The sequence below is a fragment of the Acinetobacter seifertii genome, assembly GCF_016064815.1.
Lineage (GTDB): Bacteria > Pseudomonadota > Gammaproteobacteria > Pseudomonadales > Moraxellaceae > Acinetobacter > Acinetobacter seifertii.
In genome coordinates this window covers 3911024-3935520 of the sequence record NZ_CP065820.1, presented here as the reverse complement: position 1 = coordinate 3935520, position 24497 = coordinate 3911024, and the positions used below count along the sequence as shown (strand labels likewise).

The window sequence follows — 24497 nt, the reverse complement described above, 5'->3', positions numbered from 1 at the left end:
CCAAAAATGATGATGTATCTAACAGAAGGAAGATAGATACGGTTTATCCAGTCATTTTTTGGTGAACAGATTCAGTGACCTATGGCATACGGTTCGATTTTCGCCATAGGTTGCTGATCTTAACAAAGGAATTCAAAAAGGAATTTTAATATGACAACGGCTCGTCATTCAGATGCAGAAAATTCTCCTGATCATCTGCAACGAAAACTGTCTAACCGTCATTTACAACTGATTGCTATTGGCGGTGCAATTGGAACCGGCCTATTTATGGGCTCGGGTAAAACAATCTCCCTCGCAGGTCCTTCAATCCTTTTGATCTATATGATTATTGGAGGCATGTTCTTTTTCTTAATGCGTGCAATGGGTGAGTTACTCCTTGCAAATCTGCATTACAAATCTTTTGTTGATATGGCTCATGACCTGATTGGTCCTTGGGCCGGTTACTATTTGGGCTGGACTTATTGGTTAGGTTGGGTGCTGGTGGGTATTGCGGACCTTTCAGCAGTCATTAACTATTTGAGCTTCTGGCTACCCGATGGAGCAAGCTTCTCTCCAACACAACAAGCCATGATTAGTGCAGGCTGTGTATTGTTTGTGATGGGCCTTAACCTCCTAACAGTACGTCTATTTGGTGAAATTGAATTCTGGTTTGCACTCATTAAGATCTTGGCGATTATTGGTCTGATCGGAGTGGGTGGCTACATGATTTTCAGCCATTTCCAAGCTCCACAAGGCGCTGTTGCAAGCATCAGTAATGTCTGGTCACACGGCGGTTTATTCCCGAAAGGTACAGAAGGCTTCTTGGCAGGATTCCAGATTGCTGTATTTGCTTTTGTCGGGGTGGAACTGGTAGGTACAACGGCTGCTGAAACCAAAGATCCGCAGAAAAACTTGCCTAAAGCAATTAATGCGATTCCGGTACGTATTATTCTGTTCTATGTGTTGGCGCTATTTATTGTGATGTCAGTAACCCCGTGGGATCACATTCGTGCAGATAAAAGCCCGTTTGTTGAGTTATTCTTAAATGCCGGTATTCCTGTTTCAGCCATCATCATGAACTTGGTGGTACTGTCTTCGGTGATGTCTTCAATGAACAGCGGTGTGTTTTCAACTAGCCGTATGCTTTTTGGTCTATCAAAAGACGGTCAGGCTCCGGGTGCATTTGGTCGTTTATCAAAACGTGCAGTACCTTCAAATGGTTTGATTTTCTCGTGTATTTTTATTATGGGCGGGGCAGTGCTTCAGTACTTTGTTCCAAACACGATGGAAGCATTTACTTTGGCAAGTTCACTGTGTGTGATTCTATTCATTAGTGTGTGGAGTCTCATTATGGTGTGCTATTTACGCTATCGTAAATTACGTCCTGAATTACATGAAAAATCTACTTTCAAAATGCCGGGTGGCGTTTGGATGAGTTATGTGGTTTTGGCATTCATGCTTTTTACTTTGGTTATCTTGGCGCTAGAGCCAGATACTTTAAAAGCTTTGTATGTCAGTCCAGTATGGCTAGTCATTTTAGGCGTTACCTATCATATGTTGTACAAACCACGTATGAAAAAGCTAGGACGTGAACTCGTTAACGATCATTAAGTTTTATTAAAAAGCCAATCAATCATGATTGGCTTTTTTTATTTTCATCAGTTTTTTTATCGGAATAATGTTGTTTATTTTTGAATCAATAGCACAGTTTAGAGGGGGGTAGAAAAGCGACATCTTGTATTACCGCATGCTACACTCCGGCTAATCTGGAGAATCCAGATATGTTAATTAAAATTGCCGTGAAGGCAGTACATAAATAATGTGACTTAAAAAAACAGGACAAACGATTTATCAATTAAGGAAAAAATATACTTGAACATCTTGTCCTGAGGTATAGACTCAGCAACCCACGATATACGGTTCGTTTTTCTCCCTATAGGTTGCTGATTTTAAGTTAAGCAAAATATAAAAAGGACTTCTAATATGACAATGGTTCATCATCCCGATGAGGCAAGCTCCCCTGATCATTTACAACGGAAATTAAATAATCGCCACTTACAAATGATTGCAATTGGCGGTGCAATTGGAACCGGCCTATTCATGGGCTCGGGCAAAACCATCTCCCTCGCAGGTCCTTCAATCCTCGTGATTTACATGATAATTGGTGGCATGTTCTTTTTTCTGATGCGTGCATTGGGTGAACTACTGCTTGCCAATTTACATTACAAATCATTTGTCGATATGGCATATGATTTGATTGGACCATGGGCTGGCTATTATATAGGCTGGACTTATTGGTTAGGCTGGGTACTGGTCGGTATTGCTGATTTGTCTGCGGTCATTAACTATTTAAGTTTCTGGCTGCCTGAAGGCGCCAGTTTCTCACCCATGCAACAAGCCATGATTAGTACAGGCTGTGTACTATTCATTTTAGGGCTTAACCTTCTTACGGTGAAGTTGTTTGGTGAAGTTGAATTTTGGTTCGCACTCATTAAGATTTTGGCCATTATTGGCCTGATTGGAGTCGGTGGCTACATGCTCCTTACTCATTTTCAAGCTCCGCATGGTGAGGTTGTGAGTGTAAGTAATGTGTGGTCGCATGGCGGCATATTTCCAAAAGGCGTAAGCGGATTTTTGGCAGGCTTCCAGATCGCCGTATTTGCCTTTATTGGTGTTGAGCTAATTGGTACAACAGCTGCTGAAACCAAAGATCCAGAGAAAAATCTACCGAAGGCAATTAACGCGATTCCTGTACGTATTATTCTATTCTATGTGTTGGCACTCTTTGTGGTGATGTCAGTAACACCTTGGGATCACATTCGTGCAGATAAAAGTCCATTTGTTGAGTTGTTCTTAAATGCGGGTATTCCTGTTTCAGCCATCATCATGAACTTGGTCGTACTGTCTTCAGTGATGTCTTCAATGAACAGTGGTGTGTTTTCAACCAGTCGTATGCTGTTCGGTTTATCGAAAGATGGTCAGGCGCCAAGTGCATTGGGACGTTTATCAAAACGTGCTGTACCTTCAAATGGTTTAATCTTCTCATGTATTTTCATTATGGGTGGAGCAGTGCTTCAGTACTTTGTTCCAAACACCATGGAAGCATTTACTTTGGCAAGTTCACTCTGTGTGATTCTCTTTATTAGTGTATGGCTTCTGATCATGGCATGCTATTTACGTTACCGTAAGTTGAGTCCTGAGCTTCACGCAGCATCAACCTTTAAAATGCCGGGTGGGGTGTTGATGGCGTATGTTGTTATTGCATTTTTCTTGTTTACTTTAGTGATTTTGGCACTAGAGCCAGATACATTGAAAGCACTCTACGTTAGCCCAGTATGGTTAGTAGTTTTAAGCGTAACCTACTATGCGTTCTATAAGCCGCGTATGAAAAAACTAGGCCGAGAAGTCTTTTAATTATCCTTTCTCGATTTACCAAAAAAGCCAATCATGATTGATTGGCTTTTTTATTGAGATGTCTAATCAACCAGTAAGTGTTGATATTTATCGGCTTGTTTACGCAAATAATCCCAGACGAGTTTAATGCGTGGTTCGTGCTGTAAATCAACAAAGGTCAGCATCCAGAAAGTATGCGTGAAACGAACTTGTTGCTCTAATACCTCTTCGAGTTCAGGTTTATCGTCTGCTAGAAACTTGGGCAAAATCGCAAGTCCTGCGCCTGCACTCACTGCAATTTGCTGGGCCAAAATACTACTGCTACGGAAGTTAGCATTCAGCTTTAAAGGTAACCGTTCTAAACAGTACAGCTCAGGGCTATATACCAGATCATCAATATAATTTACAAAGCGGTGTTGGGTTAAATCTTCTAAACCACGAATGGGTGGGTTTTGCGCTAGATAGTTTTGGCTGCCGTAAATTTTTAAACAGTAGTCTGACAAGCGGGTAATGATATAGGGCCCAGACGTTGGACGATCAATTGACACCACAATGTCTGCTTCACGGTGTGAGAGCTTAATCATTTTTGGCACTGGAATTAGGTCGATGGTGAGTAGCGGATACTGAATAGAGAACTCAGCCAGTAAACGAGCTAAAAACGCAGTTCCAAAACCTTCAGGTGTGCCAATTCGCACACGACCTTGCAATGGTTGATGTGGTTTTTCAATTTGTAAGAAGGCTTGTTCCATTTGCTCAACTCGAGGAACAAGTGCCATGCCTTCGAGTGTCAGCTCATAGCCTGTTGCTTCACGTTTAAACAACGTTGTACCCAAAGCAAGTTCTAGAGCCTGAATCCGTCTAGCTACCGTACTATGCTCGACACCAATAATACGTGCAGCATTGGTTAAGGTTTTAGTGCGAGCTAAAACCAGAAAAAACTGTAGATGATCCCAATCCACTTTCATTTTTGTTATTGTCCCTGTGCATATTTGCACAACAATCGTGCATGATTTTGCGTTGGTGGTCAAAGCTTTCTTTGTTAGTCTCAAATGAAACCTGAATAAAGAAAATACATAGATCAGTATTTTCTAATAACTGAACACAATAAAAATATGGCCTACGGAGAGGTTATGAACACAATCCAAAAAATCGAATTGGAAACCGCTAAATTACTTATTAACGGGCAGTTTATCGAATCTAAAACACAGGAATGGCAAGACATTGTTAACCCTGCAACTCAGGAAGTGATTGGTCGCGTACCATTTGCTACAGTTCAAGAAGTTGACGCTGCTATTCAAGCTGCACAAGATGCTTTTGCTTCTTGGCGTCAAACTCCAATTCAGGCACGTATGCGCATCATGCTTAAGTTGCAAGACTTAATCCGTGCCAACATGAAGGAAATTGCACAGGTATTAACTGCGGAACAAGGTAAAACCTTGGCCGATGCTGAAGGCGATATTCAACGTGGTCTAGAAGTAGTGGAACATGCGTGTTCGATCGGCACTTTGCAAATGGGTGAATATGTCGAAGGCGTAGCGCGTGGGGTAGATACGTATACCTTGCAGCAACCTTTGGGTGTCTGTGCTGGTATTACGCCGTTTAATTTCCCTGCCATGATTCCACTTTGGATGTTCCCAATGGCAATTGTGTGCGGCAACACCTTTGTTTTAAAACCATCAGAACAAGATCCGTTATCAACCATGATGCTGGTTGAACTTGCGATTCAAGCAGGTATTCCAGCAGGTGTGCTGAACGTTGTGCATGGCGGCAAAGAAGTGGTTGACCGCTTGTGTACCCATAAAGACATTAAAGCGATTTCATTTGTGGGTTCAACTGCGGTTGGCACACATGTTTATAACCTTGCAGGGCAACATGGCAAACGCGTGCAGTCGATGATGGGCGCAAAAAACCATGTGGTTGTCATGCCAGATGCCAATAAAGAACAAACCTTAAATGCCTTAGTCGGTGCAGCATTTGGTGCTGCTGGGCAACGCTGTATGGCATTGTCTGTCGCAGTCATGGTTGGCGACAGCAAACAATGGATTCAAGAGTTAGTAGAAAAAGCGAAAACCTTAAAAGTAAACGCAGGCCATGAGCCAAATACGGATATTGGCCCAGTCATTTCAAAACGTGCTAAAGCGCGTGTGCTTGATTTAATTAATAGCGGTGTTGAGCAAGGGGCAGAACTTCTGCTTGATGGTCGCAATGTTCAAGTTCAAGGCTATGAATCGGGTAATTTTGTTGGTGCGACGATTTTTAGTGGCGTAAAGACCGACATGCGTATTTATAAAGAAGAAATCTTTGGTCCTGTACTTTCGATTATTTGTGTAGATACACTCGATGAAGCGATTGCTTTTATCAATGCCAACCCATTTGGAAACGGTGTAGGTCTATTTACCCAAAGTGGTGCCATTGCACGTACTTTCCAAAACTTAATTGATATTGGTCAAGTCGGTATCAACATTCCAATTCCTGTACCTGTGCCGTTCTTTAGTTTTACAGGTTCAAGAGGCTCAAAACTGGGTGATTTGGGACCATACGGCAAACAGGCTGTCCAGTTCTATACCCAGACCAAAACCATTACTAGCCGTTGGTTTGAAGATAGCCATGAAGTTGGCGGTGTAAACACAACCATTAGTTTACGTTAAGGGGATCACGGATGAATATCGCCTTTATCGGTCTAGGAAATATGGGTGGCAAAATGGCCCATAACCTACTAAAAGCCGGAATCAAAGTTTATGGTTATGACCTCAGTGAAGTTGCTATTCAGCACTTCGCCGAGGCAGGTGGCATAGTCTGCGACAGCCCTCAGGCAGCAGCTAAACAAGCTGATGTAGTCATTACCATGTTGCCTGCAGCAAAGCATGTTAAAGACGTTTACTTGGGTGAAAATGGTGTTTTGGAAGTGCTAAAAGCAGGTAGCTTATGCATTGATAGCAGTACCATTGACCCGCAAACCATCAAAGATATTTCGGCTGTTGCGCATAGCAAAAATATTAAAATCTGTGATGCGCCAGTTTCAGGTGGAACCATTGGTGCTCAAGCGGGAACCTTAACCTTTATGGTAGGTGCCGATGATCAAACCTTTAACGAAGTAAAACCTGTACTTAGCCACATGGGTAAAAATATTGTTCATTGTGGTGATGTGGGTGCAGGACAAATTGCCAAAATTTGCAATAACCTGATTTTAGGTATTTCAATGGCTGCGGTGGCCGAAGGCATGGCATTGGGGGTGAAACTCGGCATTGACCCACAAGCATTGGCAGGCGTCATTAACACCTCAAGTGGCCGTTGCTGGAGTTCGGATGTATGTAACCCATGGCCGCATATTAATGAAAATGCGCCAGCATCTCGCGGCTATCAAGACGGTTTTGCCACTCAGTTGATGCTAAAAGATTTAGGACTTGCTGTAGAGGCCGCGGGTCAAGTCAAACAGCCAGTTGTATTAGGTGGCATGGTGCAGCAGCTCTATCAGCAAATGTGTATGCGCGGTAATGCCAATCTCGATTTTTCGAGCATTATTCAGCAATACCTGCCACAAGAGGCATAACGGTAAAGCCAAAGGATGGCTTTAAACCAATAAATCAAACCCTGTCGTGAATAACAACAAATCCGGACTGAGGGAAAAGATATGATGGATTATCAAAATGCTGTACAGGCTTTCGATTTGGAAAGCACTGCTAAACAGATGTTGTCAGGTTCACTCGATGCACTGAACGCTTGTTATGAATGCTGTGATCGACATGCAGATGGCGACAAAATCGCGCTGTACTGGCAAGGAAAAGATGGGCGTAAAGAGCAATATACCTTCCGTGAACTAAAAGAATGGTCGAGTCAGTTTGCTAACTTTTTAAAAGCACAAGGTGTGAAAACTGGTGACCGTATTTCAGGTCTATTACCAAGAACACCTGAACTGATTGTGACTATTTTGGCAGCTTGGCGAATTGGTGCAGTCTATCAACCGTTATTTACTGCATTTGGCCCAAAAGCGATTGAGCACCGTATTCAACTTGCACAAAGTAAGCTAGTGGTGACCGATATGGGCAACCGTAGCAAGCTTGATGAAATTGAAAATTGTCCTGCAATTGTGACTGTCGCCGATGCACAAGGTACTCCGCTTAAAGCAGGTGATTTTAACTTTTGGAATGAAGTGAAACAGCAGTCTGATCAATGTGATCTGGTCATGCGTAGCATCCAAGATCCTTTCTTGCTCATGTTTACTTCAGGTACTACAGGGCCTGCAAAACCATTGGAAGTGCCTTTAAAAGCACTGATTGCCTTTGGGCGATATATGCAAGATGCCATTGGTTTAACAGAAGAAGACTCGTTTTGGAATATTGCCGATCCGGGTTGGGCGTATGGTTTGTACTATGCGATTACTGGGCCGTTATTCTTGGGCCATGCTACTTTGTTCTATGAAGGTGGGTTCAGCACAGATAGCCTATGCCAAATTGTGAAAGATTATAAAGTTAACAACTTGGCAGGTGCACCTACGGCTTACCGTATGATGATGGCAGCAGATCCAGCGCAAATGGCGCCGTTAAAAGGACAGTTCCGTGTGGTGAGCAGTGCAGGTGAACCGCTGAATCCAGAAGTCATTCGCTGGTTTAAACAAGTGCTTGATGCTCCAATTTATGACCACTATGGGCAAACCGAAGTCGGTATGGTGGTGTGTAATCATCATGGTTTAAAACATGAAATTCATGCTGGTTCAGCAGGTTTTCCAAGTCCGGGCTATCGTGTTGCGATTGTTAATGAACTAGGTGAAGAGCTTCCGCCAGACACACCAGGAATTTTGGCAGTCGATATTAGCCAGTCTCCAATGATGTGGTTTGGTGGCTATAAAGAAAGCCGTAAATCGCCTTTTGTTGGTCATTACTACTTAACGGGCGACACTGCCGAGTTACATGCCGATGGCAGTATGAGCTTTGTAGGACGCAGCGATGATGTAATCACCACATCGGGTTATCGGATTGGTCCATTCGATGTAGAAAGTGCTTTGCTTGAACATGATGCTGTGATTGAAGCAGCAGTGATTGGTGTGCCTGACCCAGACCGTACCGAAGTGGTTAAGGCTTTCGTGATTTTATCCGCGACTACTCAACCATCAGAAACACTTGCTGAAGAACTCAGTCAATTTGTTAAAAGACGACTTTCTGCTCATGCTTACCCACGTTTAGTTGAATTTGTGAGTGAATTACCTAAAACTCCAAGTGGCAAAATTCAGCGCTTTTTATTGCGTAATCAAGAAATTGCTAAACAACAAGCTAAAGCAGGGTAAAGGAAATAATAATGCAATTTACCGAAGAACAATTACTTATCCGTGACATGGCGAAAAGTTTCGCCCAAGAACAAATTAAGCCTAATGCCAGCGATTGGGACCGAGACGGAACTTTCCCAAAAGACACTCTGGCTCAAATGGGCCAACTCGGTTTTATGGGTATGCTTGTTTCAGAGCAATGGGGCGGTTCAGACACCGGTAACTTAGCCTATGTACTGGCACTCGAAGAAGTTGCGGCGGCAGATGGTGCAACCTCGACCATCATGAGCGTACATAACTCGGTTGGTTGTGTGCCTATTTTAAAGTTTGGTACCGACGAGCAAAAAGAACGCTTTTTAAAACCTCTGGCACAAGGTGAAATGATCGGCGCTTTTGCCTTAACCGAACCACATACAGGTTCAGATGCGGGAGCCATTAAAACCCGAGCTGTCAAAGATGGCGACGATTACATCTTAAATGGTGCCAAGCAGTTTATTACCTCGGGTAATAATGCCGGTGTCATTATTGTGTTTGCCGTGACCGATCCGAGCGCGGGCAAAAAAGGTATTAGTGCCTTTTTAGTCCCACGTGAAACGCCGGGTTATGAAGTAATTCGTGTTGAAGAAAAACTCGGTCTGCATGCATCAGATACCTGCCAGATTGCCCTGACAGATGTGCGCATCCATAAAAGCCTTATGCTGGGTAAAGAAGGTGAGGGCTTGAAAATCGCTCTCGCCAATTTAGAAGGTGGACGTATTGGTATTGCTGCACAAGCAGTCGGTTTAGCACGTGCGGCGCTCGAAGAGGCGACCCGTTATGCCAAAGAGCGTATTACTTTTGGAAAACCAATTTTTGAGCATCAAACCATCGCATTTCGCCTTGCCAGTATGGCAACTGAAATTGAAGCAGCGAGACAACTGGTTCACTACGCTGCACGTTTAAAAGAAGCAGGTCAACCGTGTCTCAATGAGGCTTCAATGGCCAAGTTATTTGCTTCAGAAATGACTGAGCGTGTGTGCTCGAGCGCACTACAAGTGTTTGGTGGCTATGGTTACCTCAGAGATTTCCCTATTGAACGTATTTATCGTGATGCGCGTATTTGTCAAATTTACGAAGGCACAAGTGATATCCAACGTTTAGTGATTGCACGTAGTCTATAAAATCAGAACAAGGAATAAATAATGCAGTGGCAAAGTATTTTATTAGAAAAGCGTAATGGGGTTGGACTGATTACATTAAATCGCCCTCAAGCGCTCAATGCTTTAAACAGTGAATTAATTAGTGAAATTAATCAGGCATTAGATCAGCTCGAAAAAGACCGTGAAATTGGTTGCATCGTATTGGCAGGTTCTGAAAAAGCTTTTGCCGCAGGTGCAGACATTAAAGAAATGGCTGATTTAGCATTTCCAGATATTTATTTTGATGACTTTTTCCATCTTGCAGACCGTATTGCACAGCGCCGTAAACCTCTAATTGCAGCAGTCAGCGGCTATGCGTTAGGTGGTGGCTGTGAACTGGCGCTCATGTGTGACTTTATTTATTGTGCTGACAATGCCAAGTTTGGCTTACCTGAAGTCACCTTAGGTGTAATTCCGGGTATTGGTGGTACACAACGCTTAACTCATGCTATTGGTAAAGCCAAAGCAATGGAAATGTGTTTTACCGCTCGTCAAATGGGTGCTGTAGAAGCAGAGCAAAGTGGTTTAGTCGCACGTGTGTTTAGCAAAGAAGAATTACTTGAACAAACCTTGCAAGCAGCTGAAAAAATTGCGGCACGATCTTTAACTGCAAATATGATGCTCAAAGAAACCATTAACCGAGCTTTTGAAGTGAATCTGACTGAAGGCTTGCGTTTTGAAAGACGCATGTTCCATTCAATATTTGCAACATTTGACCAAAAAGAAGGAATGCAGGCGTTCGTTGAAAAACGAAAACCAAATTTTAAAAATCAATAAGAGATCAATAAAATGAATACAGAAAATCACTTAATGATTGAGCAACAAGGTAAGTTGGGCATTATTACCTTAGACCGTGTGACTCATCTCAATGCATTGTCGCTAGACATGATTAAAAGTATTGGTGCCCAATTGGAACTGTGGCGAAATGATGCTGCTGTTCAGGCAGTATTAATTAAGTCAAATAGCCCAAAAGCCTTCTGTGCAGGTGGCGATATTCGCTATCTCTACGACAGTTATAAAAATGGCACGGCTGATTACAAAGGCTACTTTAGTGCCGAATATAAAATGCTAGATATACTGCGTGAATATGCAAAACCAGTCATCGTCTTGCTTGATGGCTATGTTTTAGGTGGCGGATTTGGCTTGGCTCAAGCTTGTCACATTGTTGTGAGCAGTGAAAAGTCCAGATTTGCTATGCCTGAAACAGCGATTGGCTTTTTCCCAGACGTTGGCGCAACGCATTTCCTGTCTCGCCTTGATGATATTGGCGTTTATATGGCAATTACGGGCGAGCAGATCAGCAGTAGCGATGCGCTTTATCTTGATTTAATTGACTACCATGTGCCAAGCGAGCAGTTACAAGCTTTGCAAGATGCTCTGGTTGAGGCACCAAGTTTAAGTAAAGAGGGAATTGAACGCATCATTACCCGATTTATTACTCGCCCTGCTGACAGTGAACTCAAACAATTGGCTGAAGGTATTCGTAAACACTTCGGATATCAGCATTTAGATGAAATTGAGCAAAGTCTTGAAAATGAACAAGATGAAAGCTTAAAGACTTGGGCAAGTAAGATGCTCAGTATTTTGCAGCAGCGCTCATTTATTGCCAAACAAACCAGTTTGAAACTGCAACATTTAGGCCGTGGGCTTTCTTTACCGCAGTGTATGCAGCTTGAACGTGATTTACAGGACATTTGGTTTGAGCATGGTGACTTTATTGAAGGTGTCCGTGCTCTCATTGTCGATAAAGACAAACAACCACAGTGGCAAGAACGTAATTCGAAATTTGAGCCAATTTTAGAAAAATTGAGCTAAGCCTTATTACGCAACTCTAAAAAGCTTAAGGAGATAAAGCGAGACCTGAAAATGCTTATGGTCAGGGCTGGTCATAAGCATAAAAAAGATAAAACAAGAAAATCTAAAAAGGATATTATGATGCAATCAATACATGGAAACGGTTCACATCCTAAAAAGTCGTCACATCGATTAGCAGGCATCTCTAGCATGGTCGGCACTACTATTGAGTGGTATGACTTTTTTATCTATGGTGCGGCGGCAGCGCTGATTTTTAACAAGCTATTTTTTCCTAAATTAGACCCACTTACAGGTGTACTTGCGGCATTCGCTACCTATGCCGTTGGTTTTATTGGCCGTCCACTTGGTGGTTTAGTCTTTGGTCATTTTGGTGACAAGATTGGCCGTAAATCGATGTTACTACTGACTCTGATGCTCATGGGAATTCCAACGGTACTCATTGGCTTATTACCGACTTACGAATCAATTGGATACTGGGCTGCAATTGGTTTGGTTGTCTTACGATTCATTCAAGGTATGGCCATGGGTGGTGAATGGGGCGGTGCTGTGCTTATGGCTGTTGAACATGCACCCGAAGGTGGTAAAGGGTTTTGGGGAAGTTTGCCTCAAGCCAGTACAGGTGGCGGTTTAATGCTAGCCTCAATTGCATTAGGACTGGTGTCGTTATTACCTGAGCAAGCATTGTTTAGCTGGGGCTGGCGTTTACCATTTCTTGCCAGCATTATTTTACTGGCAGTGGGTTGGTACATTCGGGTAAAAGTACCAGAGTCACCAGATTTTGAAAAAGTAAAACAGCAGTCCGAAGAAGTCAAAGTTCCTGCCTTACAAGTTTTTAAAAACCATCCAAAGCAACTCATCACCATTATTTTAGCGCGTGCTGCCGAGAACGCATGGTTTTATATTGCTTCAACTTTTACATTGGCTTATACCACTGCGCAACTTGGAATCGCACGCCAAGACATTTTGTTTGCCACCATTTGCGGTGCAATAGTCATTCTATTTATGACGCCGTTGTGTGGACATTTGTCTGATAAGGTTGGCCAACGCAATATGTTTATGTTTGGTTTATGCATACTGGCGCTTTACAGCTATCCATTTTTTACCATGCTCAACACCAAAGATCCGGTATTAGTCTGGACAGCCATTGTTTTAGCAATTGGTGTTGTATTCCCAATTATGTATGCGCCGCAAGCTCAGCTTTTTGCACGTCAATTTCCAGCAGAAATTCGTTATAGCGGAATTTCAATTTCGGTACAGTTGGCTGGGGTGCTTGGTGGTGGTTTAGCGCCGTTAATTGCGACCAAACTTTTAAGTATCGGGCAGGGTAATCCTTACTTAATTATGATTTATATTGGATCTATGGCTATCGTTGCGATTATATCGACTTCATTTATGCCACGTGATTGGCAAACTAAAACTGATGAGGCTTACCATAAAAAATCAGAATTAAATTTGAAAACCAAAATTACTGAGCAGTCTTAATATTAAGTTTGAGTCTTTCAAATTTCAAAAGCCCTAATCTTTTTGACTAGGGCTTTTGAAATTTGGCGAGTGAAACGAGATTGCCGTTTAAGACCTTCATCTTTGCAATGTCGCCAATATTCTTAGACTTTGATTTAACGAACTACACTTCAATCAAGCATGCAAACATAGCATATCCATCAATCGTCATTGGTGGGCCTGCACGATGGGCACGAAACCCAGCAGCACGTAGTAACCGCTCTACCCCAAGAGGTGAGGTGGTAATAAGTTGTTTGGCACCTTGTTCTCTTGCAAAGTTAATTGCTTCTTGCAGAATGGCAATCGAAACAGGTGATGATACTGCTTGAGTCGCTGTGGTAGGTGGATTCGAGAAATCTACGGCAGAAAACCTTGAGAGTTCCCAAATTTCTGGTGAGCAGGGAATAGGCATTCCATTCATTAATTGAGGAAATATTTCACCCAGTAAATACGGTTGAGTTGTAGGTAGTAATCTGGCACAACCAATAATATTGGACTCTCTGTCTTGAGCGACGACGTAAGCTGTATCGACTTTATCAAATTGATCTAATTCTTCATTATGTGGACAGTTTAACTCCCATCCCAAATGTTCAACAAACACCTTGTAGCGGTAACTTTTAAATTTGGTATATAAGCCTTCTGAAAAATTGTTTTGAAATCCAGCAATAATATTCATTACAAGTGCTTCCACTTATTTTTGATGTGACTTTACTGAACAGCTAAGAAGGCGGTAACTGTAAAAATTTACAGGTTGCTAGGAGAAATTAGGGCTCAATTTAGACTTTGTTAATCTTGTATTGATTTGGGCATAAATGAACTGTTCCCAGAACAGGCTGTCGATTTTCTTCCCGATTAATGATCCAGTCACATCAAATCCAATATCTGTACCAGATACATCAACGATCATGATATTGCTTCTCGGCAGGCCAATTCGTTTTAAGCTAGCGGACCCATTTTGCTCAATGAATACCCAGTCCCATCCAGTACTTAAAGCAGGGGTCTTTAGTGTTGCCCATTCAGTAAAACCGTAATAGAAAATTTGTGAATCTTCGATTTGTATTGATTCAACAATGGATAAGATGTGTCGGAGAGGGTGGTTCATAAGCTGGTTTTCATTCATCCGAATAAAACCATCTGCTGAGATTGGAAAATGAGTGGGTATGCTGACCATGCTACCTGTTTAAGTAACCTAAAATGGAATTCTACTGATAAATAACATAAATTATTGCCAATGAAATACTGTCATATTTAACAGGTTAAAGATAGTTCCATGGCCTATATCGTTAAGCTGACCTTATTAGAGGGGTGCTTGGATATTAAGATTTACTTATATGAGAATAGAGTAACTTTAGTTCTTTAGTCGAAAATAACTTGTTGAAAACTACGAAATCATACGACCGATGATGAACTTTATATGGATTATCTATTCTCATTATTGAAAGATAATCATAAGCAATACAGATTATGATGTAATTATTTGATTTTTTAAATTATTGTAGATGTTTTTAGTTTCTATATATAATAAATGGTAAAATTTCATAATTTTAGGTGTTGTTGGAAGTTATTATTAAATTAAATTAATAAAAATATCTCGTTGATAATAAGTAGTAAAGTCTTAGTATTTATTTAAAAATAATTATTTTTTGGAATAAAATGCATCCTATAAAAATTTTTTTTCAAGCATAATCTGCACCTGAAATATAACAACCTTAAAAGCTTTTAGAAATTTAGTTTATCTGAAGAATTTGCACCCATTTAGGCTTAAAAGTGTTGTTAATTGAATGATGAATTCAAAATCTGCAATTGAGAAATCAATAAAAGAGGAATAGGTGTTCAAAATATTTTAGTACCTAAAAATCTTTTAGATTCTCGCAGAGCTTTATTGGAATAAGGGTAAAAGATAAGGCCTATACTTCAATTTGATTGCTTGAATTCATAAGATGAAACTGAACAAAAAATGATTTTTGGCCGGAGTCTAATGAGAGCAAATGGAAAGTTGGCAAGAGGATTTATTATCAGCATTTTTGATCGTGCAAGATGAATACCAATTATTTGAAGTCGTCAAATCGACAGCATCAAAGCTTGGATTTGATTATTGTGCTTATGGTATGCAGTCACCATTATCTATTGCTGAACCAAAAACAATTATGCTGAATAATTATCCTCAAGCATGGCAGCAACGCTATGTGGAACAGCAGTATGTTAAGGTCGACCCAACTGTTCAGCACTGTATGGTTTCACTGAAACCTCTTGTCTGGTCAAGTCAATACACTCATACACAAGCAGAGAAAGACTTCTGGGAGGAAGCGCGTTCTTATGGTTTAAATGTTGGTTGGGCACAGTCAAGTCGTGATTTCATTGGGACACGTGGAATGCTAACTTTGGCAAGATCCAGCGACCAATTATCTGAAAAAGAACAAAAGGCACAATATACAAATATGTATTGGCTAACTCAAACTGTACATTCCAGCATTGCTAAAATTGTAAATGATGTTGAGTTCTCTCAGTTTAATCTATATTTAACGAACCGAGAAAAAGAGGTTCTACGTTGGACGGCTGAGGGTAAAACGTCAGCTGAGATTGCACAGATTCTTGGAGTAAGTGAAAGAACCATAAATTTCCATCTGAGTAATTCAATGCAAAAACTAAATGTGAATAATAAAATTTCAGCAGCAATTCGTGCTGTAATGTTAGGACTATTGTAAAACTAAGTTTATAATAAAAATAATATTAAATTTAAATAGTTGTGATGTGTATTTTAAATTAAATTTAAAAAATTATTTATCTTTATTAAAATATAATAATTATCAAAATTAAAAATTTTCTTTTTAATATATTTAATTCTAATTTAACTTTTTATTTTTTATGGTCGGAAAGTAAGATGAATTTCACAACTTATGTATATATTTAGTTTTAAGTATTTAATCAAAGCTTAAGTATAATTAAATTAAGATTTTTATTAAAAAATAAAAGTTGTGGAGTTAAATATAATTTTTAGTTAGATTACATGTAACCATTAAAATCATAAATTTTATCTAAAATACGAACCTAAAGTTAAGAAAAAATGAAAATTCGAACTCAGTATGTTTTTGTGGTTTAGATAAAATTAACAATATTAGCTTGATATATTCTAAATCGAGGCTATTAGGATAGCTTTTTAAGTTTAATTAATTACAATAATTTGTAATCTTTAACTGAATAAAAATAATTATAAAAGAGAACTAAGCTCTTAATTTTAAATAAAAGTTGCCTAACCTGTTAACACTTACAGGTGTAATAAAAAACACCCGCACATAAAATATAATGTGAATTTATATTTTAAACAAAAGTATATTCATTTTTATTAAAACCCCCAGCTAGAAGTTGAATTTCTGAAACAACAGGTTTCTTTGAAGGGTTAATTATAATTAATCGGAGTAAGTTATGGCTGTAATGTGTACGGATAATATCATTGCAACTTTGGAATCCCACGCGAAATTAAATGGAGCTAAGACCGCTTTCGAGTATTTGGGACGCCAATCGGGTGGTATTCAAGCTTTGACGTATGCAGATCTGAACGAGCGAGTTCAATATCAAGCTCAGATATTACTAAACCTTGTAAATAGTGGCGATCGTGCAGTATTGCTATTTGAACCTGGTCTAGACTTTATCGTTTCGTTCTTTGCTTGTCTAAAAGCTAAAATCATCGCAGTACCAGTCAGCTTACCGTTTAATCGTAATGGTTTTTCTAATATTTTGAATATTATGAATGACTGTGAGCCAAAGATAGTACTCACAACAAAAAAGATTCTTGAGCTATCAGGTCTGATCACATTAAAGGCTCAAAATGAAAGCTTAATATTACATGCAGTTGATGCCCAATTGCAGCGTGATGTAGTGGAAAAAGATTTTCCGCTTATTGATGAAGATGATGTTTGTTTCCTTCAGTACACTTCAGGATCAACAGGTTGGCCTAAAGGGGTGATCGTTACCCATAAAAATATTATGGCAAATGAGGTCATGATTGCCGAAGCCTTTTGTACGCAGCCGGATGATATTGGCCTGACATGGTTGCCTGTTTATCACGACATGGGATTAATTGGCTCAGTTTTACAGACCGTTTATGTGGGACTGACCTGTTATGTTATGTCGCCGCTGGACTTCATTCGAAAACCCCTGAAATGGCTACAATTCATTAGCGAAAAAGGCGTCACGATCAGTGGTGGGCCAAACTTTGCTTATGAGTTGTGCTTGCATCGTATCTCTGATGAGGACGCTGCAGCACTTGATCTGAGTCGCGTTCGTGTAATGTTTAATGGTGCTGAGCCAATCAAAGCTCACGTTATGCAGCGCTTCATGGAGAAATTTAATACTCAGTCGAAATTGAAGCTGGATACTTTCTTGCCATGTTATGGCTTGGCAGAAGTCACGCTTTTAGTCAGTGGTGTAACTGGCCCTCTGAATGCTATTTCACTTGATCGTGACAAATTAAATGCCCACTTGGTAGAAATCAGTCAAGACCAGAATGCTGTACAAGTGGTGAGCTGTGGCAAGATCTCTGCACACATCGATTGCCGTATCGTCAATCCGCATACCCATCAAGAAGTAGCTGCTCATGAAGTTGGTGAAATCTGGTTGGCAGGTGAGAGTGTTACAGCCGGCTATTGGCAGAAGCCAGAGGTCAATCAGGAAACTTTTGCCGCGACTATTGTCGATGAAGCGGGTCAGCCTAGCCAATTGCATTACTTAAGAACGGGGGATATGGGCTTTGTCAAAGATGGAGACCTATATGTGACTGGTCGCCTTAAGGATGTGATTATCATTCGTGGCAAGAACTATTATCCACAAGATATCGAGTGCTCTGTTGAAATGGCGCATCCTGCTGTTCGTAAAGGTTGTGTTGCAGCAGTGAATGTTGCTGATTCTGACGGTGTTACGGTTGTACTTGAAATCAAGAAGAAGTCACTAGACAAGACTCTCAATTTTGAAGCTATTAGAACTCAGGTCAAGGAACAAGTGACATCTGAGATTGGCTTGCCTGTAGAAGGTGTCTTTTTACTGCATCAAGGCCGAATAAATAAGACCACGAGCGGCAAAATTAGAAGAAGAAAAATTAAAGAGCAGATCGAACGCGGTCAATTGGTCTGTTTAACCCATCCAAACCGTAGAACGGTGATTGCTCGAAACTATGTCAAGAACGGTTTAGAAGTCATCCGTGATCGTGAGCAGCGGGGGCAGCTGATTCGTTATAGCTCCAATCTACTCAACTCAATGATCAAGGAACGTGAAGTGCGCAAGCTGATTTTTAATCGTCTGAAAAGTGCTTTGTTTTAAACCCTTACCCTTTAATCATTTGAGTGAAAATTCATGTCACTTACGTCCAATTTGCGGCAGTTTCAATCTGCTGCTCGTCTGGAGCAAATTTTAGGCTCCGTACATGATACTAACAACGACTTTTCTTGGTCTGCTGCCATCGAACGTGATGAGAAAGAACAGTACCCTCAGCGTGCTGTTGATTTTCTGAATGCGGTAGGTATGAACCGTTTCTATGTACCTTCAGAGCTTGGAGGTCGTATGGAAATTGGTGAAGAATTGCTATATCTACATCGCGTGCTGGCACGACGTGATCTAACTATCAACTCGACCTATAGTACGAATGCTTGGTCTGTGATTGTCTGGATCGGCGGTAATGCGAATCAATGCCAAAACATTGCTAGTCGAATTTTGAGTGGTGCTGCTCCAGCGCTGGCTTATAGCGAGAAAGCCCATGGCGCCGACCTGCTATCGAGTGAAGTGACAGCGCAATCTACCGAGAGTAAATATGTTTTAAATGGCGAAAAATGGTCAATTAACCGTGCCACTTTAGGAGACTCTTTAAGTCTGATCGCTAAAACATCAGACGATCGTGGACCACGTAGCCTAAGCGCATTCTGGCTCGATAAGCGTCATATGGCCTCAAAAGAAACATATAGCCTGAACCGACTACCAACAGTGGGTATGCGTGGTCTAGATATCAGCGGTATTGGTTTTAACAACGCTGAAATTCACAAAGATGCCCTGATCGGTGAAGAAGGCCAAGGCCTAGAGCTTGGGCTTAAGACGCTACAGGTAACACGTGCATATTGCAGTAGCTTCTCTCTAGGTGCTGGCGATACGATGCTACGCATTGCGACCGAGTTTGCTATTGAACGCGAGTTATATAATAAAAAAGTAATCAGTATTCCGTTGGTACGTGAGCAGCTCGCTACAGCTTATGCCTACCTTTTAGCGGCTGAGGTGTTATCACTTGTTGGTGCGCGTGGTTTGCACGTATGTATCAATCAGTTCAGTACATGGTCACCAATCGTCAAGGTGCTGGTACCTGAGTATGTAGAATCACTTGCCAAGATCACTTCTTCAGTACTTGGGTCACGCTTTTTCTTAAGAAATGCGTATGCGGATGGAATGTATCAGAAAGCATTCAGAGACCATCTGATTGTTAGTGTGTTTGACGGTAGTAGCACCGTTTGCCTAGACAGTCTGAGTTTTCAGCTCAAATCTGCCAATAAAGGTCGTAGCAAAAAAGCCGACCATCTCAATCAATCAGAAGCTAAAGCACGCTATCGCCAGTTGTATGACTTGCAGGTAGAGACAGGCGCTATTGATTTCCGCGAGCTTGAGATTTTCAACCGAGATGGTGATTTGGTGATGGAATCACTCGAAACAATCATCGAAATGCTCAACGATGCCGATGTCACAGCAGGATTGTCTGCTAAGACACTTACTACGCTACGTGAACAAGCAGGCCAACTTCTGGTTGAACAACGTTCTTTAGATCAAAAAATTCAGGATTACTTCTCAAATTCTGAGCAGAGCAAAGAGTTTGAAACGTTGCGCTTTAATCTTGCTCGTAGCTACGCCGAGTTATTTGCTCGTATTGCCGTGTTGGGTTTCTGGGTTTTTAACCGTAAGGCCCTAAGACCAGCTTTACAGGATGGTGCATGGCTGATCATTTTCTTAAATGCCGCTGAAGGACAGACAGCTCCTCCTATGACGTCATTGCGTGAAAGTACATTGGCAGATTTGCTAGACCGAATTTCAACTAACCATATGTTATCCGTCATCGATTTTGCACTGGCACCACGTGATGCCAAACCGGTTAAAGAGGAGATTACCCCATGAATAAAGATAAAGCTTACTGGAGCGCAATTATTCGTACGCTAGTAGCCAAAGAAATGCGCGTAGAGCCTGAGACGATTGATCCAGATCAAAAATTTACCAGTTATGGTCTTGATTCGATCGTTGCTTTGTCTGTATCTGGGGACTTAGAAGATCTGACAAAACTGGAGCTTGAGCCGACCCTCTTATGGGATTACCCAACAATCAATGCGTTGGCCGAATATCTTGTTTCTGAGTTGCAACAGGGAGTTGCTTCATGAACAACCTTGCACGACTAGAACCGGAAGTTCTGTCGCGTCATGCGATTTCTGCGGAACAGCTTGGTATTTGGTACATCCAGCGTCTTGAGCCAACTTGCAGTGCCTACAATATGGTGGTGGCCTTTGATGTGAAGGTCAATCAACCATTAGGCAACAAGCCGATGGAGATTCTGGAAGCGATAATGCATGATTATCCGCTGTTGCGTGTCAGCATGCCTGCCAATGATCAGGGGATTGAGCAACTCATCTGGGATCGTGTCTATCCGAATATCATCTTTTCTGATGCTCGTCATATTGAAGCTTCTGATTTGACGCAATTGGTTGAGCAAGACACCAAGCAGCCGTTTGACCTGACTCAGCCACCATTGTGGCGTGTTCATTGTTATGAGCGTGGACAAAATCACTATGTGATTGCCGTTGTGATTCATCATGCGCTCATGGATTTTTGGTCAATTGGTCTGTTGCTGCGAGACGTCAGCAAACGTTTTGGACTCGTTGCAGAGGCGGATACAGTGAACGGAATTGAGTTTGCACAGTATGCCGATAAGCAGCAGAGCAGCGTAATCGATGATACTGATGAAAGTTTACTTTTCTGGAAAAATACACTGAAACATGCACCACATGTGCATAGCATTCCGCTTGATTATCCTCGTCCAGCTGTACAGCAGCATAAGGGTAGCTCACTGGCTTTCCGTGTACCTGAATCAGTGTCATCTGGTCTTGTAAACTTGGCGAAAGATTATGAGATCACATTGTTCGGACTTGTGCTATCTGGTTTCTATATCCTGCTGCACAAACTCTCTAATGAAAATAATCTAGTTATTGCCACACCTGTAGCTGGTCGACTTGAACGCTCTTTGCGTAATGCATTGGGGCAGTTCGTCAACACAATAGCTATCCAGATGGACATCGATGCTGATTTGACTTTACGTCAATTTACCCAGCAAGTTCAGGAACAATTAAGACAGAGCCTTAAGCATCAAAAAGTTGCTTTTTCTAGAGTAGTTGAGGCTGTTTCACCAAAGCGTGATGGCAGTATTAACCCATTGGCTCAGGTAGGAATGTTCTGGGAACGTCTAGGCGGTATGGATGAGTTTAAAGAACTACTTCTGCCAATCCAAACCCCAGCTACTTTGGTTGGTCAAGATTTAACTTTAGGAAGTTTTCCAGTTCGCCAGCAAGAAGGACAGTTGGATATTACGCTAGAAATGGGCGGTGAATATCAGGGTGAACTTGTTGGTGTATTGAAATATAACACTGAGTTATTTTTTGCACAGTCTGCTGAGAATATGGTGCAACTGCTGCAAGCTGTACTATCTGAGATAGTGGCTCATCCTGAACGTAAGATTGTTGAATTAAATATCGCACCTGATTATAAAGATGGCATTCAGTTCGAGGCTCTTCGTGGAAAGGCGACTGATTATGCTCAGCATGATCTATTCGCAATGATTTTAAAGCAGATTGATGAGCGCGGTGATCATTATGCTTTGACCTCGAACGATCATGCGGTTAGCTACCGTGAGTTAGGTCAACATATTGCTGGTATTGCTGAATATTTGCGTGCACACGGTATTACACGTGGCGATCGTGTAGGTCTCATGTTAGACCGCACAGCGTTATTGCCAGCAGCAATACTTGGAATCTGGGCGGCAGGGGCAGCTTATGTGCCACTGGATCCTAACTTCCCAACTGAACGTCTACAAAACATCATTGAAGATGCCGAACCTAAAGTCATCTTGACTCAAACCGAGTTAATGGATGCTCTTAACAGTTCTGTGCCTCACTTAGATATCAATCAAGCTGGTGTTGTGGCACTTGAGAAAGTGCGCGAGACGCTTGCCTTTGGTGACATAGCTTATGTGATGTACACATCAGGTTCGACAGGTAAGCCTAAAGGTGTTCGTATTGGGCATCCTTCAATTATCAATTTCTTGCTATCTATGAATGATAGACTGCAAGTAACGACTGAAACTCAGTTGTTAGCAATCACCACGTATGCATTTGATATTTCAATTCTTGAATTACTCATTCCGCTTATGTACGGCGGTGTGGTGCATGTATGCCCACGTGAAGTATCACAAGATGGTAATCAGCTCGTAGATTATCTAAATGCTAAGTCTATCAATGTGTTACAGGCTACACCGGCTTCTTGGAAAATGCTCTTAGATAGCGAGTGGAGCGGCAATGCAGGGTTGACTGCACTCTGTGGAGGTGAAGCGCTAGATACTATTCTTGCAGAAAAACTGCTGGATAAAGTTGGTTGTCTATGGAATGTCTATGGCCCGACTGAAACTACAGTGTGGTCTAGTGCAGCTCGTATCACCGATGCAAAGTATATTGATTTAGGTGAACCACTGGCGAATACCCAGCTTTATGTCCTTGATGAGCAGCAGCGTTTGGTTCCACCAGGCGTTATGGGTGAGCTTTGGATTGGTGGTGATGGTCTGGCAGTTGATTACTGGCATCGACCTGAACTCACAGATGCACAATTTAGAACATTGCCATCTCTACCAAATGCTGGTCGACTCTACCGAACAGGGGATAAAGTCTGCCTGCGTACAGATGGACGTTTGACTCATCATGGACGTCTAGATTTCCAAGTTAAAATCCGTGGATTCCGTATTGAACTAGGTGAAATCGAGAATGTTCTCAAACAGATCGACGGTATCACAGATGCAGTAGTGCTGGTTAAGACCACAGCTGACAGCGACCAGAAACTGGTGGCGTATGTAACTGGACAAGAGCTTGATATTGCTGGTTTAAAAAAGACCCTGCAAATCCATCTTCCAGCTTATATGGTGCCAAGTGCGTTTATCCGATTGGATGAATTTCCAATGACGGCCAACAATAAGTTGGATCGTAAGGCATTTCCTGAGCCGATCTTTGAGCAGAGCAATGATTATGTTGCACCGCGTGATCCGATCGAAATCGAATTGTGTACTACCTTTGAACAGATCTTGTCAGTCAAGCGAGTTGGTATACATGATGATTTCTTCGAACTAGGTGGGCATTCTTTATTAGCTGTGAAGCTTGTCAACCATCTCAAAAAGGCTTTCGGTACCGAACTGTCAGTTGCTTTGTTGGCTCAATATTCCACTGTGGCGAGTCTGAGTGAGATCATTCGCGAAAATAAAGAAATTAAGCCATCTATCGTAATTGAACTACGCCGTGGAACTTATGAACAACCGCTGTGGCTGTTCCATCCAATTGGTGGCAGTACCTTCTGTTATATGGAGCTTTCGCGTCACCTCAACCCGAATCGTACCTTACGTGCTATTCAATCTCCTGGACTGATTGAAGCCGATGCTGCGGAAGTGGCGATTGAAGAAATGGCGACGCTCTATATTGCTGAAATGCAAAAGATGCAGCCTCAAGGCCCTTATTTCCTCGGTGGCTGGTGTTTCGGTGGGGCGATTGCTTATGAGATCAGTCGTCAGTTGCGTCAAATGGGGCAACAGGTCACAGGTATTGTCATGATCGATACTCGTGCTCCAATTCCAGAAAATGTGCCTGAAGATGCCGACGATGCCATGCTTTTGTCTTGGTTCGCCCGTGATTTAGCTGCACCTTATGGCAAAAAGTTAACGATCCCAGCGCAATACTTGCGTGAATTGAGTCCAGATCAAATGTTTGATCATGTACTTAAAGAAGCTAAGGCCATCAATGTTCTACCGTTAGATGCTGATCCATCAGATTTCCGACTTTACTTTGATACCTATTTGGCGAATGGCATCGCACTCCAGACCTATTTCCCAGATCCTGAAGATTTTCCAATTCTATTGGTCAAGGCCAAAGATGAGCAGGAAGACTTCGGAGAAAGTCTAGGTTGGGATCAACTGGTCAAAGAAACATTTACACAAGTGGATTTGCCTGGTGACCATTCATCAATTATGTACGCTGAGAATGTCGTGGCTGTGGCCCAGACCATTGATCAGATGTATCCAATTCCTGCATAAGAAATACAAGAAGGTAGAA

General features: G+C 41.7%; 17 protein-coding genes. 14 read left to right on the top strand and 3 right to left on the bottom strand.

What is annotated here, in order from left to right; translation table 11 throughout:
* Nucleotides 1-150 precede the first annotated feature (150 nt).
* Nucleotides 151-1590 (top strand): amino acid permease, encoded by a 1440-nt coding sequence (locus I8T81_RS18200; RefSeq protein WP_004705996.1) that lies wholly within the window; start codon nucleotides 151-153, stop codon nucleotides 1588-1590.
* A 378-nt stretch (nucleotides 1591-1968) separates the two neighbouring features.
* On the top strand, nucleotides 1969-3393 hold the full coding sequence (locus tag I8T81_RS18195) for an amino acid permease (protein WP_081409944.1): 1425 nt from the start codon (nucleotides 1969-1971) through the stop codon (nucleotides 3391-3393).
* A gap of 62 nt (nucleotides 3394-3455) precedes the next feature.
* Here the strand turns inward: I8T81_RS18195 and I8T81_RS18190 are convergent, their stop codons facing one another.
* On the bottom strand, nucleotides 3456-4337 hold the full coding sequence (locus I8T81_RS18190; RefSeq protein WP_198071788.1) for a LysR family transcriptional regulator: 882 nt from the start codon (nucleotides 4335-4337) through the stop codon (nucleotides 3456-3458).
* A 165-nt stretch (nucleotides 4338-4502) separates the two neighbouring features.
* Here I8T81_RS18190 and I8T81_RS18185 point away from each other — a divergent pair, with 165 nt between their 5' ends.
* From I8T81_RS18185 to I8T81_RS18155, 7 genes are all read left to right on the top strand, one after another.
* Nucleotides 4503-6020: a CoA-acylating methylmalonate-semialdehyde dehydrogenase gene (locus I8T81_RS18185; protein ID WP_198071787.1), complete on the top strand. Its 1518-nt coding sequence runs from the start codon at nucleotides 4503-4505 to the stop codon at nucleotides 6018-6020.
* An 11-nt stretch (nucleotides 6021-6031) separates the two neighbouring features.
* On the top strand, nucleotides 6032-6922 hold the full coding sequence (gene mmsB / locus I8T81_RS18180; protein WP_049065474.1) for a 3-hydroxyisobutyrate dehydrogenase: 891 nt from the start codon (nucleotides 6032-6034) through the stop codon (nucleotides 6920-6922).
* Between the two features lie 81 nt (nucleotides 6923-7003).
* Entirely contained in the window at nucleotides 7004-8653 is a 1650-nt protein-coding gene (locus I8T81_RS18175; RefSeq protein WP_198071786.1) for an AMP-binding protein, read from the top strand.
* A gap of 11 nt (nucleotides 8654-8664) precedes the next feature.
* Nucleotides 8665-9792, top strand: coding sequence for an acyl-CoA dehydrogenase family protein (locus tag I8T81_RS18170; protein WP_104080451.1), 1128 nt, complete (start codon nucleotides 8665-8667; stop codon nucleotides 9790-9792).
* A gap of 21 nt (nucleotides 9793-9813) precedes the next feature.
* Complete coding sequence (locus tag I8T81_RS18165; protein WP_005309095.1) at nucleotides 9814-10587, top strand: enoyl-CoA hydratase; 774 nt, start codon at nucleotides 9814-9816, stop codon at nucleotides 10585-10587.
* Nucleotides 10588-10599: 12 nt separating this feature from the next.
* Complete coding sequence (locus I8T81_RS18160) at nucleotides 10600-11625, top strand: enoyl-CoA hydratase/isomerase family protein (RefSeq protein WP_198071785.1); 1026 nt, start codon at nucleotides 10600-10602, stop codon at nucleotides 11623-11625.
* Between the two features lie 120 nt (nucleotides 11626-11745).
* Nucleotides 11746-13107: an MFS transporter gene (locus tag I8T81_RS18155; protein WP_198071784.1), complete on the top strand. Its 1362-nt coding sequence runs from the start codon at nucleotides 11746-11748 to the stop codon at nucleotides 13105-13107.
* A gap of 142 nt (nucleotides 13108-13249) precedes the next feature.
* Here I8T81_RS18155 and abaI read toward each other — a convergent pair whose 3' ends face one another.
* Nucleotides 13250-13816, bottom strand: coding sequence for an acyl-homoserine-lactone synthase AbaI (gene abaI / locus I8T81_RS18150; protein WP_081401429.1), 567 nt, complete (start codon nucleotides 13814-13816; stop codon nucleotides 13250-13252).
* Between the two features lie 63 nt (nucleotides 13817-13879).
* On the bottom strand, nucleotides 13880-14296 hold the full coding sequence (locus I8T81_RS18145) for a DUF4902 domain-containing protein (protein ID WP_198071783.1): 417 nt from the start codon (nucleotides 14294-14296) through the stop codon (nucleotides 13880-13882).
* 817 nt (nucleotides 14297-15113) lie between these two features.
* Here I8T81_RS18145 and abaR point away from each other — a divergent pair.
* The 5 genes from abaR to I8T81_RS18120 all read left to right on the top strand — a co-directional run bounded on the left by abaR (nucleotide 15114) and on the right by I8T81_RS18120 (nucleotide 24478).
* Nucleotides 15114-15830: a LuxR family transcriptional regulator AbaR gene (abaR, locus tag I8T81_RS18140; RefSeq protein ID WP_004705982.1), complete on the top strand. Its 717-nt coding sequence runs from the start codon at nucleotides 15114-15116 to the stop codon at nucleotides 15828-15830.
* Nucleotides 15831-16548: 718 nt separating this feature from the next.
* The gene (locus I8T81_RS18135; protein WP_198071782.1) at nucleotides 16549-18438 is read left to right on the top strand and encodes a fatty acyl-AMP ligase; all 1890 of its coding nucleotides are present in this window, start codon (nucleotides 16549-16551) and stop codon (nucleotides 18436-18438) included.
* Nucleotides 18439-18489: 51 nt separating this feature from the next.
* Nucleotides 18490-20265, top strand: a complete 1776-nt coding sequence (locus tag I8T81_RS18130; protein ID WP_081400359.1) for an acyl-CoA dehydrogenase — start codon at nucleotides 18490-18492, stop codon at nucleotides 20263-20265.
* Entirely contained in the window at nucleotides 20262-20522 is a 261-nt protein-coding gene (locus tag I8T81_RS18125; protein ID WP_001030690.1) for an acyl carrier protein, read from the top strand. Before I8T81_RS18130 ends, I8T81_RS18125 begins: the two co-directional genes overlap by 4 nt.
* On the top strand, nucleotides 20519-24478 hold the full coding sequence (locus I8T81_RS18120) for a non-ribosomal peptide synthetase (RefSeq protein ID WP_198071781.1): 3960 nt from the start codon (nucleotides 20519-20521) through the stop codon (nucleotides 24476-24478). The genes I8T81_RS18125 and I8T81_RS18120 overlap by 4 nt, the downstream gene beginning before the upstream one ends.
* Nucleotides 24479-24497: the final 19 nt, after the last annotated feature.

Coding starts and splice junctions, on each gene's coding strand:
- I8T81_RS18200 (WP_004705996.1), top strand. CDS start 151: ATGACAACGGCTCGTCATTCAGATGCAGAAAATTCTCCTGATCATCTG.
- I8T81_RS18195 (WP_081409944.1), top strand. CDS start 1,969: ATGGTTCATCATCCCGATGAGGCAAGCTCCCCTGATCATTTACAACGG.
- I8T81_RS18190 (WP_198071788.1), bottom strand. CDS start 4,337: ATGAAAGTGGATTGGGATCATCTACAGTTTTTTCTGGTTTTAGCTCGC.
- I8T81_RS18185 (WP_198071787.1), top strand. CDS start 4,503: ATGAACACAATCCAAAAAATCGAATTGGAAACCGCTAAATTACTTATT.
- mmsB (WP_049065474.1), top strand. CDS start 6,032: ATGAATATCGCCTTTATCGGTCTAGGAAATATGGGTGGCAAAATGGCC.
- I8T81_RS18175 (WP_198071786.1), top strand. CDS start 7,004: ATGATGGATTATCAAAATGCTGTACAGGCTTTCGATTTGGAAAGCACT.
- I8T81_RS18170 (WP_104080451.1), top strand. CDS start 8,665: ATGCAATTTACCGAAGAACAATTACTTATCCGTGACATGGCGAAAAGT.
- I8T81_RS18165 (WP_005309095.1), top strand. CDS start 9,814: ATGCAGTGGCAAAGTATTTTATTAGAAAAGCGTAATGGGGTTGGACTG.
- I8T81_RS18160 (WP_198071785.1), top strand. CDS start 10,600: ATGAATACAGAAAATCACTTAATGATTGAGCAACAAGGTAAGTTGGGC.
- I8T81_RS18155 (WP_198071784.1), top strand. CDS start 11,746: ATGCAATCAATACATGGAAACGGTTCACATCCTAAAAAGTCGTCACAT.
- I8T81_RS18145 (WP_198071783.1), bottom strand. CDS start 14,296: ATGGTCAGCATACCCACTCATTTTCCAATCTCAGCAGATGGTTTTATT.
- abaR (WP_004705982.1), top strand. CDS start 15,114: ATGGAAAGTTGGCAAGAGGATTTATTATCAGCATTTTTGATCGTGCAA.
- I8T81_RS18135 (WP_198071782.1), top strand. CDS start 16,549: ATGGCTGTAATGTGTACGGATAATATCATTGCAACTTTGGAATCCCAC.
- I8T81_RS18125 (WP_001030690.1), top strand. CDS start 20,262: ATGAATAAAGATAAAGCTTACTGGAGCGCAATTATTCGTACGCTAGTA.
- I8T81_RS18120 (WP_198071781.1), top strand. CDS start 20,519: ATGAACAACCTTGCACGACTAGAACCGGAAGTTCTGTCGCGTCATGCG.